Source organism: Curtobacterium sp. GC_Cur_3 (assembly GCF_026544205.1).
In the GTDB taxonomy this organism is placed as follows: domain Bacteria; phylum Actinomycetota; class Actinomycetes; order Actinomycetales; family Microbacteriaceae; genus Curtobacterium.
In genome coordinates this window covers 1-13,495 of sequence record NZ_JALNUI010000028.1, presented here as the reverse complement: position 1 = coordinate 13,495, position 13,495 = coordinate 1, and the positions used below count along the sequence as shown (strand labels likewise).

Annotated in this window: 10 protein-coding genes and 1 pseudogene; 10 read left to right on the top strand and 1 reads right to left on the bottom strand. The window is 65.4% G+C overall.

The features are described 5' to 3' along the window. The first annotated feature begins 59 nt into the window (after positions 1-59). From OXR63_RS14410 to OXR63_RS14375, 8 genes are all read left to right on the top strand, one after another. A complete protein-coding gene (locus OXR63_RS14410) occupies positions 60-1,496 on the top strand; it encodes a polysaccharide biosynthesis tyrosine autokinase (RefSeq protein WP_267424379.1) in 1,437 nt (478 codons plus the stop codon). A 13-nt stretch (positions 1,497-1,509) separates the two neighbouring features. Next, a complete protein-coding gene (locus OXR63_RS14405) occupies positions 1,510-2,466 on the top strand; it encodes a hypothetical protein (RefSeq protein ID WP_267424378.1) in 957 nt (318 codons plus the stop codon). Next, positions 2,463-3,929 carry a sugar transferase gene (locus OXR63_RS14400; RefSeq protein ID WP_267424377.1) on the top strand — a complete coding sequence of 489 codons (1,467 nt, stop codon included), beginning with the start codon at positions 2,463-2,465 and terminating at the stop codon, positions 3,927-3,929. The genes OXR63_RS14405 and OXR63_RS14400 overlap by 4 nt, the downstream gene beginning before the upstream one ends. Next, entirely contained in the window at positions 3,929-5,029 is a 1,101-nt protein-coding gene (locus tag OXR63_RS14395) for a glycosyltransferase (RefSeq protein WP_267424376.1), read from the top strand. Before OXR63_RS14400 ends, OXR63_RS14395 begins: the two co-directional genes overlap by 1 nt. Beyond that, entirely contained in the window at positions 5,026-5,982 is a 957-nt protein-coding gene (locus tag OXR63_RS14390) for a glycosyltransferase (protein WP_267424375.1), read from the top strand. Before OXR63_RS14395 ends, OXR63_RS14390 begins: the two co-directional genes overlap by 4 nt. Beyond that, entirely contained in the window at positions 5,979-7,247 is a 1,269-nt protein-coding gene (locus tag OXR63_RS14385; RefSeq protein WP_267424374.1) for a hypothetical protein, read from the top strand. The genes OXR63_RS14390 and OXR63_RS14385 overlap by 4 nt, the downstream gene beginning before the upstream one ends. Further along, on the top strand, positions 7,244-8,455 hold the full coding sequence (locus OXR63_RS14380) for a hypothetical protein (RefSeq protein WP_267424373.1): 1,212 nt from the start codon (positions 7,244-7,246) through the stop codon (positions 8,453-8,455). The genes OXR63_RS14385 and OXR63_RS14380 overlap by 4 nt, the downstream gene beginning before the upstream one ends. A gap of 114 nt (positions 8,456-8,569) precedes the next feature. Continuing rightward, positions 8,570-9,757 (top strand): hypothetical protein, encoded by a 1,188-nt coding sequence (locus tag OXR63_RS14375; protein WP_267424372.1) that lies wholly within the window; start codon positions 8,570-8,572, stop codon positions 9,755-9,757. Between the two features lie 15 nt (positions 9,758-9,772). On the opposite strand, the pseudogene OXR63_RS18560 reads toward OXR63_RS14375, so the two are convergent. Then, positions 9,773-9,916 (bottom strand): annotated as a pseudogene (locus tag OXR63_RS18560) (DapH/DapD/GlmU-related protein); the annotation flags it as partial. A 659-nt stretch (positions 9,917-10,575) separates the two neighbouring features. Here OXR63_RS18560 and OXR63_RS14365 point away from each other — a divergent pair. Both OXR63_RS14365 and OXR63_RS14360 read left to right on the top strand, forming a co-directional pair. After that, positions 10,576-12,330, top strand: coding sequence for a DUF4012 domain-containing protein (locus OXR63_RS14365; protein ID WP_267424371.1), 1,755 nt, complete (start codon positions 10,576-10,578; stop codon positions 12,328-12,330). A 387-nt stretch (positions 12,331-12,717) separates the two neighbouring features. Further along, a complete protein-coding gene (locus tag OXR63_RS14360; RefSeq protein WP_267424370.1) occupies positions 12,718-13,278 on the top strand; it encodes a sortase in 561 nt (186 codons plus the stop codon). Positions 13,279-13,495 lie beyond the last annotated feature (217 nt).

The following is a 13,495-nucleotide window of genomic DNA, read 5'->3' as shown; positions in this document are numbered from 1 at the left end:
GTGTGCCTGTTCTCGGGACAGAACAGGGATGCGGCTCATCGTCGGGGAAGGCGGGCCGCGTGGAACTACGCGACTACATCACAGTGCTGCGCAAGGGATGGGCTCTCATCCTGGTCTTGGCACTGATCGGGGTGGCCGCGGCCGCGGGGTACTCACTGCTGAAGAAGCCCGTGTACTCCACGTCGGCGCAGGTCTTCGTCTCGACGCAGACGAGCGGCAGCGCGAGTGACCTGGCGCAGGGCAACACCTTCACGCAGCAGCGCGTGTTGACCTACTCGAACCTGGTGACCACGCCGATCGTGCTCCTGCCGGTCATCTCGAGCCTGAAGCTCGACATGACGACGGACCAGCTGGCGGGCATGATCACGTCCACCGCACCGACGAGCACGACCCTCATCGCGATCTCCGTCAACGACACGGACCCGGTGCAGGCGGCAGACATCGCGAACGCGGCGTCGCAGAGCCTGACGAACGTCGTGCAGAACATCGAGGCGACGGACGCGAACGGACAGAGCACCGTCAAGCTCACCCGGGTGAAGCAGGCCGACGTCCCGAGCAAGCCGGTCAGCCCCAACGTCCCGGTGAACGTCGTGTTGGGGCTCCTCATCGGGCTCGCCCTCGGCGTCGGCATCGCCGTGCTCCGCGAGACCCTCGACACTCGCGTTCGCACCGAGCAGGACGTCGAGAAGATCAGCGCCAAGCCTGTCGTCGGCGGCATCGCCTTCGACAACAAGGCGTCCGAGCGGCCGCTCATCGTGCAGGTCGACCCGCGCAGCCCGCGTGCTGAGTCGTTCCGTACCCTGCGCACCAACATCCAGTTCCTCGACATCGGCAGCAAGTCGCGCACGTTCGTGATGACGTCGTCGGTCCAGTCCGAGGGCAAGAGCACCACGATCGCGAACCTGGCGATCGCCCTCGACAGCGCCGGCTTCCGCGTCATCCTGATCGACGCCGACCTGCGTCGCCCCCGCGTGGCCGAGTACATGGACGTGGAGACCAACGCCGGCCTGACCGACGTGCTCATCGGCCGTGCCGAGCTCGAGGACGTGGCGCACCCCTGGGGCCGCGGCAACATGGTCGTGCTCCCCGCGGGTCCCATCCCGCCGAACCCGTCCGAGCTCCTCGGGTCGCAGGCGATGCAGAAGCTGATCGAGCGACTTGAGCAGGAGTTCGACTACGTCCTGTTCGACGCGCCGCCGCTCCTGCCCGTCACGGACGCCGCCATCCTGTCGAAGAAGGCTTCTGGCGCCATCGTCGCCGTCGCCTCGGGCAAGACGCACAAGGGCCAGCTGGCCGGTGCCGTCGCCGCGCTCGAGAACGTCGGTGCGCCGATCGCCGGTTTCGTCATGACGATGATGCCCGTGCGCGGCCCGCGCGCGTACGGCTACGGCCGCTACGGCTACGGGTACGGCTACGGCACTGACGAGGACGACGCCCGCGTGAAGCCGGAGAAGCGGAGCGCCAAGCTCGGCATCCTCCGTCGCTCCGAGCGGTGAGGGCGACCATCCGATGACGTCTGGCCGGGGGGCCCGAGGCCTCGGGGGTTCACTGTCGCGCAACGCCCTGCTGTGGATCGCAGCGGCCGTGGTGCTGCTCGTCGTCCTCGACGTGGTCCTGGTCGCGGTGGCTCTGGGTCGCACCGCTCCCCAGGACGGCGGGCAACCCGGCCCGATCCCGACCTTCACGAGCACCCCGTCGCCGCGTCCGACCCCTTCGGCTTCCAGCACCGCAGCCGCGTCTGCGCCGGCCGACGCAATGCAGTCCTCGTCTGGCCGGCACCTGCTCACTGCGGTCGACGGATCAGTGGCCTGGCGCGCGTCGGCCGGTGTCTGCGGCGGCTCTGGGGAAGTGCTGCAGCACACCACCGACGGTGGAGCGAGCTGGCAGTCGGTGCGCCTCGGTGACGACGTCGAGTCGATCCTTGCGCTCCGAGCCACTTCGTCCTCCATCTCGATGCTCGTCGCCGCCGGCCCCGACTGCGAGGTCGTCGTGCGCACCAGCGCGGACGACGGCGCGACCTGGAGTGCGGGCACCGCTGGAGCTGCCGGCGCCGGGATCGGCCCCGACGGACTCGTGCTGAAGACCGGCACCGTCGACCCGCCGTGCTCGGACCCGACCGAGGTGTTCCAGGGCGACTACACCACCGCGGTCATCTGCCAGGACGTCATGGAGTGGCGTTCGGGGACCGGTGCATGGGTCGAAGCGCCGATGCAGGGCATCCGTTCGCTCGCTGATGCCGGTGACCGCTACACGATCGCCGTGGTCGGCGCTGACGACTGCGATGGCGTGCAGATCGCATCCGTCGGTGCCGCGAAGGTCACGCGGACGTCGACCGCGACCGCTGTCGGTTGCGACGCAGATGCGGATACCGACGGAGCGGTGACCGTCGCCCGCAGCGGCACGAACGTGTGGGTGTGGGCGGGAAAATCTGTTGCCGTTTCCTCCGACGGCGGTGCCACGTGGTGACCGTCGCGAGCCGTCCCGCACAGCGCGAAGTCGCCTGGGCCGATCGATATGCACGTCGGCTGGTCGTCACGGACGTCCTGGTCCTGATCTGGGTGGCTTTCGGCGTTCAGATCGCCTGGTTCGGGCTGGACAGCTCGCGAGTCTCTGTTGACGGCAGCGTTGCCGACCTCGCCGTCGGCTACACCGCAGTGTCGTTCTCGATCATTGCGGCCTGGCTCGTCGTCCTCGCCTTGTACGACACACGGGACGCGCGATACGTCGGTTCGGGCTCGGCCGAGTACCGACAGATCATCGACGCCTCCATACGACTCTTCGCCTTCGTGGCCATCGTCGCCTACGCCTTCAAGATCGACCTCGCCCGGGGCTACATCTTCATTGCATTCCCGCTCGGGATTCTGGTTCTGCTGCTCAGCCGATGGATGTGGCGCCAGTGGTTGAACGCGAAGCGTCACGCCGGTGAGTACTCCGCCCGCATGCTCCTCGTGGGCTCCGACGGGAGCGTCGAGCATCTCGCTCGTGAGCTCGCGCGACATCCTGAGGAGGGATATCGCGTGGTTGCTGCGTGTGTTCCCAGTGCGCCAGTTGGCTCTGTGCTCCCCGGCACCGACATACCCGTTGTGGGGAGGATTGCTGATGCGCTCCGGGTGCTGCCCGGGACGGGAGCCGACACGGTCGCTGTGACGAGTTCGGACGAGTTGGGAGCACAAGCTGTTCGCCAGTTGAGCTGGGGACTCGAAGGGGGCCGTCAACATTTGATCGTCGCGCCCAGCCTCACGGAGATCAACGGTCCGCGTATCCACACGCGACCAGTGGCGGGACTGCCGCTGATCCACGTCGAGATGCCCCGGTACGAGGGATCGACGCTCTTCACGAAGCGTGCCTTCGACATCATCGGGTCCACCCTCTTGATCATCGGCCTCTCACCGCTGCTCGTCGTCCTTGCCCTAGCGGTTCGGCTGACCAGCCCCGGTGCTGTCCTGTACCGGCAGGAGCGCATCGGCCTGAACGGCGAGCCGTTCGACATGCTCAAGTTCCGGTCGATGCGCGTCAACGCTGACGATGAGCTCGCTGCGCTGCTCGCCGCACAGGGGCGTTCGGATTCTCCGCTGTTCAAGGTCGAGAACGACCCTCGTGTCACTTCGATCGGGCGGTTCTTGCGGAAGCACTCCCTCGACGAGTTCCCGCAGCTCTTCAACGTGTTCTTCGGAACGATGAGCTTGGTGGGTCCCCGGCCTCAGCGAGAGGGGGAGGTTGCGCTCTACGACGCAGCTGCGCGACGTCGCCTGCTGCTGAAGCCTGGGATGAGCGGTCTTTGGCAGGTCGGCGGACGTTCGGCGCTTGGGTGGGAGGACGCCATTCGCTTGGACTTGTACTACGTGGAGAACTGGTCGCTCCTCGGGGACATCGTGATCCTCTGGCGCACAGTTCGCGCAGTTCTGGCCCCCGGTAACGAGGCTCACTGATGGTCGGCTTGATCGCGCACGAGTGGATAGCTCCGCACGGGGGCTCAGAGAACGTTGCAGAGGCCATGGGCCGAGCCTTTCCGGATGCCGATGTCGTGGCGCTCTGGAACGACGCCCCGGAACGCTTCGTAGGCCACAAAGTCACCGAAACCTGGATGGCCCGGTCTCCGTTGCGCCGGAGCAAAGCGGCGGCGCTGCCGTTCATGTCGCCTACTTGGTCTCGTATCGACACCTCCGAGTACGAGTTCGTCCTGGCCAGTTCCCATGTGTTCGCGCACCACATCGGTGGTGACAGTGCGGTGCAGAAGTTCGCGTACGTCCACACTCCCGCCCGAACGATCTGGGCACCGCAACAAGACTCGCGGGGTGCAAACCCCCTGGTCCGATCGCTAGCGCCCGCGTTCCGCTCGCTCGACCGACGTTTCGTCAATGCAGATGTCACCTATGCGGCAAACAGTCATTACATCCGGAAGCGGATCCGCGACGTCTGGAACGCCGAATCGACGGTCATCTACCCGCCTGTCGATGTCACTGGTTCCCGAGGCGAGTTGCCGATGCTCAGCGACGGTGAGTCCAGGACTGTCGAGGGTCTGCCGAATGAGTTCATCCTGGGGGCGTCCCGTTTCGTCCCCTACAAGCGCCTAGACCTCGTCATCGCGGCGGGCGAAGCAGCGCAGCTGCCAGTGGTGATCGCAGGAGCTGGACCCCTCGCTGATGACCTACGGCGGCTCGCGAACGAAGCCCGTGTGCCGACCTGGATCGTCGAGGCACCGTCTGATGGTCTCCTGCGTACGTTGTATCGACGCGCGTCAGTGTTCGTCTTCCCCGCCGTGGAGGACTTCGGGATCATGCCCGTTGAGGCAATGGCCGCAGGTACGCCCGTGGTCGTCTACCGCGAGGGCGGTGCGAGCGAGAGCGTGGAACTCGTCGGCGGCGGCGTGGTCGTCGAGTCCCTGGAAGGCCTGGACATCGCCAAGGGTCTGCTTCGGGCGATCGAACTCGACATGCAGCTCGTCCCGGACGCCGTGGAGGCAGCCTTCGGTGATTCCACCTTCCGTGCACGTCTCACCACTTGGATGGCGGAGGGGAAGATCGCATGAGCCTTCACGTCGACACGAGCCGAATCGGGCTTCACGGAATTGGCCGATACTCTCGGGAAGTCGTCGGACGGCTGGAGGTCCCCTGGACCGATCTCGGTCATCGACTTCGACGACCACTTCCCCTCGACGTCGTGAGCCCAGGCAGAATGAAGCTCTCGTCGCGGGACGTGGTCTATGCGCCGGGGTTCAACGCGGGCATGACACGTGCGCGCCAGTTCCTGACCATCCACGATCTCATCCACCTCGAAGTGCCTTCTGAAGGCTCAGTCCTACGGACCGCTTACTACGACCACGTCGTACGTCCTGCGATCATGAAGGCTGGTCTCGCCTTCACCGTCTCTGAGACCTCGAGGAGGAGGTTGCTCGAGTGGCTCGATGATGATCGTGTCCAGGTTGTCAACACCGGTAATGGCGTGTCTGAGGAGTTCGTTCCGAGCGGACGCTTGTCGGCGCAGGGCCATGAACACTTCGTGTACGTCGGTAATCTTCGTGAGCACAAGAACACTGACGTCATGCTCGAGGCGATTGCAATGTCGGACGACTTCAGGCTCGTGATGGTCACTGCTGATCGGAGTAGGGCTCTCGCGGCCGTCGAGAAGCGCGCCCTGCAATCGCGGGTGACGGTTGTCAGTGGCATCGGAGACGAGGAGCTGTCTGCGATCTACCGGTCTTCGATCGGCCTGATCATGCCTTCAACCGTGGAGGGCTTCGGGCTGCCCGCAGCGGAGGCGATTGCCACTGGGCGGCCAGTTGCCTTCTGGAGTGGATGCGAGAGCGTCGCGGAGATCGTTCAGAGGAACGGCATCGCGGTGGAGGGTGCGACGGACGCGGGGGAGTGGAATGCAGCACTCCGTCGACTCGCGGAGTGGGACGTGTCGACGATCCGGCCCGTACAGCGCCCCTGGTCGTCAGTTGCTCGGATCGTCGACGACGAGCTGGTGAGGCGCACATGATCCGCCCCTTCCGCCTCTTCCAGCCCTGGATCCTGCTTGTGCTCCCGGTGCTCGCCAGTCTTCTCGCTTGGTCGGTCCCAGGGGATGGGACCTACCTACGAGGGTTCGCAGTGCGCAGCGACTTCTCCTGGGCTGCTGCTTTCGTGCTTGTCACGTGGTACCTCGTCTGCGTCCTCGTGATCAGTTTCGGGGTTGCGGTTGGGCGGAGTTGGAAGCCAAGCCGAGCGCTCCTCGCCGTGGAAGGAGATGCGAAGTTCGAGCGAGCCTTCTACCGCATCGTCTCGCTCTTCGCGATCGTCGGTGTCGCGGGGGCCTACTACCTCATCTCACGGCAGACGTCGATCATCACTGCATTGAGTTCGGACCAAGCGAACCTCTTGTCCGAGTCCTTGCTGGACGGGTCCTCCGTCGGAACGCTGCGATACGCCGTCACCGTCGCTGCGCCGGTCGGGGTTGTCCTGGCAATGGAGCGGAAGTCGAGTTGGTGGTTCGCCGCGCTGAACGTCGTGTTGCTGCTCTCCGTGGTGCTCCTGAGTTCGCGGCTCTCGCTGGTGATGGCCACGGCGGTGTTCGTCTTCCTCTACTACCAGCGGCGGCGCTCCAATTCCCTTCGGCTTTCTGTGACCACTTTTGCCGGGGTGGTGTTGTTCTTTGTCCTCGCCGTGTTCAACTACACGCGCAATGCCAACTACTACCGGTCGTTCGGCGTCGACAATCCACTTCTCATGAATGTCTACCAGATCCTGAGTTACGTCGGGGCGCCCTCCCAGGTTTCGGTTGGTGTGGCAGACGCGATCGTGGGCGGAAGGTTTCCGGTCTCAGTCTCTGCTTTCAATGCGCTGCAGGCAGTCGTGCCCACGTTCCTTCAGGTGAACAAAGGGGACAAGTCCGCGGCACTTGATCTCGGGTTCTACGCGTACCAAGTGGACATCGCTCCGAACTTGAATGCGAACTCGTCTTTCGCGGACGTCTATGCGCAATGGGGATGGTGGGGCCTCGGGTACACGTTGATCGTGCTTGGTGTTGCTGCCGTACTTTTTCAGCACTTCCGCCACTACCATTCGGTTGTAGCCGCAATGTCGGGCGTCATCGGATACGGGTTCCTCGAGTACTGGCGTGGTTACCTCTTCAACACCGGCAACATCGTCTTCCTTGTCCTGATAGTCGCCGTTGCGGCCTGGATCGCCCGACTCACCACCTCAGCTGCGGTTGGAAAACCGGAACAAGCAATGCCCATCAACAACCCAGTGGAGCCTCTTCGATGACCAACTCGCCGATCACCTCGAAGCAGATGATCTACTGCACAGTTGTCGCACAGAACTACCTGCCCCAGGCGCTCGCACTGTACGAGAGCATCCAGCGGATCGAGCCGCACAAGGACCTCGTGATCCTGGTTGTAGACGGCGATCGTCGAGACCTCGAAGCGGGACGCCCAGGGCTTCGGGTGGCTACGACCGAAATCCTCGGCCTGAGCCGGCGAGATGTGCTGGAACTCGCTGCGATCTACGATGTCGTCGAGTTCTCAACTTCGGTCAAGCCGCTGTTCTTCAAAGCGCTCCTACAGGAGTCGGAACGGGTGGCGTACCTGGACCCGGACATGATGGTGGTGTCGCCGTTGAGCGAGCTTCCCGCGCTCCTCGACGAACATGGAATCGTGCTCACTCCCCACTTCCTCGAGCCGATTCCCTCTTCAGTCGAGCACATCACCGAGGGACACGATCTGACCGTTGGTATCTTCAACCTCGGCTTCTGCGCGGTGGATCGTACGGCGCTGCCGTTCCTCGACTGGTGGTGGGGCCACCTTCGCAGGGAGTGCCTCATCTACCCACTGCTCGGAGTGTTCGTCGACCAGAAGTGGGTGGATGTCGGAGCTACGTACTACAGCGCGCACGCACTCCGGCACTCTGGGTACAATGTCGGCCCCTGGAATCTTCATGAACGGCGGTTCAGGAACGTGGGTTCGGCGCTCGTCATGGACTCGACTGGCGACGAACTGCGTCTCATGCACTTCAGCGGCTTCAATCCGGCCGACCCAGAGGCAATCAGTGTCAGGCTCTCTGTCGACCTCCGGGGCGTCGGCGAAGCTTCACCTGCTCTCGGTGAACTCAGCCGGCACTACGCGCGGGACGTTCTTGCCGCGCAAGCTGCCCTCGGAAGCGCGCCGAAGTACGGGTTCGCTGAGGATGCCCACGGTGAACGGTTGACGAAGCGGACTCGTCGCGCCTACCGGAAGCAACTACTCGAGATGCGTGAGGGTCTCAGAATGCCGTCTCCGTTCATCGAGGCAGAGGTCGGAGCCTTCGGTAAGTGGAAACGACGGGCGTTGTTCGCGCGTGTCGGCATCACTCTCTCTGACGGCGCGATCGCTGCGAAGTACGCGCTCCCGGACGAGTTCAACGTGGTGAAGAAGAAGATGCCGGGCTTCTCGGCGATTCGGGGACGTCTGCTGACAGCGGGTCGAGTCCGCCGATGAACAGCGAGGGCGGCGCTGTCCTGGTCACCACCGGGGTCCGGATGGGTAGCAGTGTCTAGCGCTCGATCGACTGCTCTGCTCGGTTACGGGCTCTCGGTCGGGCTCACTGCTCTCGTGACCCTTGTCAGCATCCCGATCATCATCGGTAGCGCAGGCGCGGGGGCGTGGGCTGCGTTGGCTGTTGCTCAAGCCGTTGGGACGGCGGGTGCGATCATCGTCGGTTTCGGTTGGGGCATCACTGGTCCGACCGCGGTCGCCTCTGCAGACCTGCCTGCGAGGCTCAATCTCTTCTTCGATTCTCTGTGGGCCCGCCTCGCCCTCACGGCGCCGGTCGCCGCAGCAGCCGTGACCGTGACGGTGTTCTCGGTTCAGGTCTCCGACACGGCCGCTGCGCTGAACGCGCTGTCGTACACGATCACCGGCTTGCTGAGCGGCTGGTACTTCACGGGTGTGGCCCGGCCGTGGTCGTTCCTGCTCCTCGACACGGCCCCACGTGTGCTCGGCGCTGCAGTGGGTACGACCCTCGTCGCTTTCGGAAGCCCTCTGATCGCATATTCTGGGGTGCAACTCATTGGTGTGTTGGTCGGCGTCGTCGTCACAGTTTGGCGGATCAGTGACGGGCAGTTCCGCGGACCAAGAAGCGTGAACGCGGTCCGGACAGCGCTTGCGAGTCAGTCGCATGGAATGCTGTTGTCTGGGGTGTCAGCGTTGGTGACCGCCTTACCGCCGGTCCTCGTGGCACTGACAGCTCCCGCCGCGCTGCCGGCCTACACGCTTGCAGACAAGCTCTTCCGGTTCGCGACAACCGGGTTCTCACCGGTGTTGCAGTACCTGCAGGGTTGGGTGCCAGGTGTCAGAGGGATGGACAGGGTCGAGCGGGCGCGGCGTGCTGCTCGCTTCGGGCTCGTCGTGGCAGCTGTGGGGAGCATCGCCTTCATGTTCCTTGCGGCCCTTGTGGGTGGCGTTCTCAGTCACGGTCTGGTGTCCATCGACTTGCCTTTGGCGGTCGCCTTCGGAGCGGTTCTGGGGCTCTTCGTCGCAGCGCAGGTGATTGGTCTGATCGGCCTGTTGTCGTTCGGCGCCGCTCGGCAGTACGCGCGCTACAGCCTCATCGGTGCCGTCGTCGGTATGCCACTCACCCTCGTCGGCGCGGCGGCGCTGGGAGCATCTGGCGCGGTGACTGGCTTCGGCATCGGGGAGCTCTTGGCGCTGGTCCTCGAGAGCATGCTCTTCCTACGGCTCTCTCGTGAAGCCCGCGAGGAGCCGGACGGTTCGGCGCCGTCAGGCTCTCTTCCAGCCTGACCCGGTCCACTCTTTCAACAAGCGCGCAGGCGTCCCGCCGACGATGGTTCCGGGCTCGACATCGCGGGTGACCACACTGTTCGCGGCTACGACCGCGCCGTCTCCGATCACCACGGGTCCCAGAACAGTGACATTGTCACCGAGCCAGACGTTCTCTCCGATACGGACAGGACCGCCGGGACTGAGGGGGCGTACGGCCGGTCGGGTGGCCGGAGACGACCCGGCTGATTCAGTGTACGAACCGTGGTTGTGGTCGGAGACGAAGACTCCACTCCCGAAGAGGCACCCGTCCCCGACGACGATGGAGTCAATTCCGGTGATGTGTACTCGGTTCGAAAGCGACACCCCGGCACCAAGGATGATTGCCGGTCTGAAGGTGCGCGATTCGTAAGAGGCCACCGCTTCCAGCCACAGATCGCTTCCGCAGGAGAAATCAGCTCCGAACGTGATGTGACGTCCGCCCCGTACTTCACTTCGAGGGCCGAACACTGCTCCAGGCGCGTGCAACTGACGGCTGAGGACGGAACTCTTCGCCTTCGAGGCCGCTCTTCGGAGAAGTCGTTCCACAGCCAGCAGAGGGGGTTCCGCATCGAGGCGTAGTGCATCGGCCAGTGATCGCATCATGCTCGGACGCTCCTTGAGTGGGCTTGCGGCGAAAGTCTGTCTGGGCTAACAAGCAAACACAACTCGACGGCACAGCAGACCAGGGGGCGCCATCGATCCCCTGTGTTCAGCTTGCTGCCCGCTATCGTGAACCCATGTCCGACCTTCCCGAGTCGCGACGGACCACAGCACGCCGGGGTTCCAGGGGCCGGCCAGTGCTGTGGGTCGTGCTCGCGCTCGTCCTGTTGTTGATCCTCGCCGTCGCCTGGGTCGGCGTGCGTGGCCTGATGGCCAAGCGCGACCTCGAGCAGTCCGTGCAACTCGTCGGTACGCTCCGGTCGGAGCTGGTCAGCGGCAACAGCACCGCGGCGCAGAAGACGGCGGGCGACCTGCAGGACCACGCCGCGGCGGCCCGGTCGCTGACTGGTGACCCGGTCTGGAGCGCGTTCCAGGTCCTCCCGTTCGTCGGCTCGAACCTGCGCGCGGTGCGTGAAGTCGCCGTCGTCGTGGACGATGTCGCGACGGGAGCGGTGAAGCCGGTCGCTGGCGTGATCGGTGACGTGAACGTGAAGGCGTTCGCGCCGAAGGACGGCAAGGTCGACCTCGCGCCGCTCGTCACGGCGCAACCAGCTGTTCAGCGCGCGACGACGACGCTGGCGAAGGCGGACCGCGACGCCACGGCGATCGACACCTCGGACACGCTGTCGCCGGTGACCGGCGCGGTGAACCAGCTCCGCAACGCGGTCGCGTCGGTCGCGGCTCAGGCGGACGTCGCGAACCGGGCGGTGCAGCTCGCACCGGCCATGCTCGGGCACGACGGTGACCGGCGGTACCTGCTGCTGTTCCAGAACAACGCGGAGCTGCGCGCCGGCGGAGGCATCCCTGGCGCGGTGGCACTCCTCGACGTCAAGGACGGCGCGGTGAAGCTGTCGGCCCAGGCCTCCTCCGCGGACTTCCTCCCCACGGGCGAACCTGTCCTGCCCCTGTCGACCGACACCCAGGGCCTGTACGGCGCCATCACTGGCGAGTACATGCAGGACGTCACCCTGACTCCGCGCTTCGACGTGTCTGCCAAGCTCGCCCGCGAGATGTGGAAGCAGAAGTACGGGCAGCAGGTCGACGGCGTCCTCGCGATGGACCCGGTGACGTTGGCCTCCATCCTCAAGGCGACCGGGCCGGTGCAGCTGCCGACCGGTGACACCCTGACGTCGGACAACGCGGTCAAGCTGCTCCTCAGCGACGTCTACGCGAAGTACCCGGACCCGAAGGTGCAGGACGCCTTCTTCGCCTCGGCCGCGAGTGCGGTCTTCGACAAGGTGTCGAGCGGCGCGTTCGACCCGAAGGCCTTCATCACGGCCCTCACCGACGGTGTGCAGGAGAACCGGCTGCGCCTGTGGAGCGCGGACAAGTCCGAGCAGCCCCAGCTCGCCGGGACCGCCGTGACCGGCCCACTGCCGACGAGCAGTGCCTCCGAGCGGCAGTTCGGCATCTACCTCAACGACGCCACCGGCGCGAAGATGGACTTCTACCTGCAGAAGACCGTCGCCGTGGGCAGCGCCGTGTGTCGGGCGGACGGCCGGCCGACATCCGTGGTCCAGGTCACGCTGAAGAACACGGCGCCGGCAGACGCGGCGACCGCACTCCCCGCCTACGTGACCGGTGCCGGGAACTTCGGGGTGGCGCCCGGCAAGGTCCAGACGAACCTCGCGGTCTACGCCGCGAAGGACGAGATCTACCTCGGCTCGACGCAGGACGGCAAGGCAGCCGCCCCGCACACCGCGGTGGACGGTGACCACCCGGTCGTGCAGGTCCAGACCCTGCTTGCGCCCGGCCAGAGCACGACCTTCCGCGTGACGTTCCTGGGGTCTGCGAAGCAGGCCAAGGCAGCCGTCACGGCCGTGTCGACGCCGACCATCACGCAGTCCGCAGTGCAGCCCGCGGCCGTCGATTGCGGGAAACCTGCGGGTTGACGTCACGGATTCTGGACTTTCCGTCCCGGATCGTGCCCCCATTCCGGGGGAGACGGGGGTGTTGCTGCGCGTGGGGGCGGAGCCTGTCGGGTGGTGTGGATCAACCGACGACGACCATCCCGAAGGACTCTGAATGGCCCTGATCAGGGGAAACATCGCGTGCGCGATGGATTCGAGTGCAGGAGACCCTGTAGACCGCGTCTTCTGCCAACACGAGAGTTCACGTGTTCGTCACAAATCTCTTGCGTGGAAGCTGTGAACGTCCGGTACTTTGAGGGAACTTCGCCAACCGCACTTCAGGGAACCAGTGTCGATCGGTTGCTTTGCGAGGGGTCAGGGCTCTGGGTCTCAGGGTCTGAAGGATCAGATTCTTAGGGGAACAACTTCATGAAGAAGCTCATTGCCGCGGTCGTGCTGGCTGGCGCCGCACTCATCGCGACGCCGGCTGCTGCCAACGCCGCCGGCTACGTCCCGACGTCCAACGTCTCCGTCTCCGGCAGCTCCGTTGCCGGCGGGACCACGGTCATCAACTTCGGCCCGGGTTCGTTCGTCGGCAACGAGACCGTGAACATCTCGGTCACCGGTGCCGGTGCCGTCACGCTCGGTGCCCTCCCGACGACCACCGTCTCGAAGGCGTACACCGCCTCCGCGACCGGTGCCGTCACCCCGCGCGTCACGCTTCCGGTCGGTGCCTCGGGCACCTACACGCTGACCGCCACGGGCGCCACCTCGGGCAACGTCGGCACGGCCGCCGTCACCGCGACCCCGGCCGCCGGCGCTGCTGCTGTCGGCGCCGCGGGCTCCGGCACCGGCTCGCTCGCCTTCACGGGTGGCACCATCTCCGCTCTCGCCCTCTGGGTCGGCGGCGGCGCTGTCGTCCTCGGTGGCGGCCTGCTCGTGGTCCGCGGTTCGGTTCGTCGCCAGCGCGACGGCCAGATCGCAGCCTGAGCACCTCTGCACGAACGAAGCCGCTGGGACCTCGGTCCCGGCGGCTTCGTCGTTCCCGGAACAGCGTCAGCAAGGAACTCCGGATGAACGGCTCCCGTCAGCGCGACAACAGCGCGACCACCACGAGCCCCACCGCCACGACACCCAGCACCGCGATCACGACGAACACCCACGGCCGCGTGCCGGGTCGGGTCGGAGGACGGGGACGATCACGAGG

What these genes read in the sequence shown, in the direction of transcription:
- OXR63_RS14405 (WP_267424378.1), top strand. Translation starts at nt 1,510, where the DNA reads ATGACGTCTGGCCGGGGGGCCCGAGGCCTCGGGGGTTCACTGTCGCGC.
- OXR63_RS14395 (WP_267424376.1), top strand. Translation starts at nt 3,929, where the DNA reads ATGGTCGGCTTGATCGCGCACGAGTGGATAGCTCCGCACGGGGGCTCA.
- OXR63_RS14390 (WP_267424375.1), top strand. Translation starts at nt 5,026, where the DNA reads ATGAGCCTTCACGTCGACACGAGCCGAATCGGGCTTCACGGAATTGGC.
- OXR63_RS14385 (WP_267424374.1), top strand. Translation starts at nt 5,979, where the DNA reads ATGATCCGCCCCTTCCGCCTCTTCCAGCCCTGGATCCTGCTTGTGCTC.
- OXR63_RS14380 (WP_267424373.1), top strand. Translation starts at nt 7,244, where the DNA reads ATGACCAACTCGCCGATCACCTCGAAGCAGATGATCTACTGCACAGTT.
- OXR63_RS14360 (WP_267424370.1), top strand. Translation starts at nt 12,718, where the DNA reads ATGAAGAAGCTCATTGCCGCGGTCGTGCTGGCTGGCGCCGCACTCATC.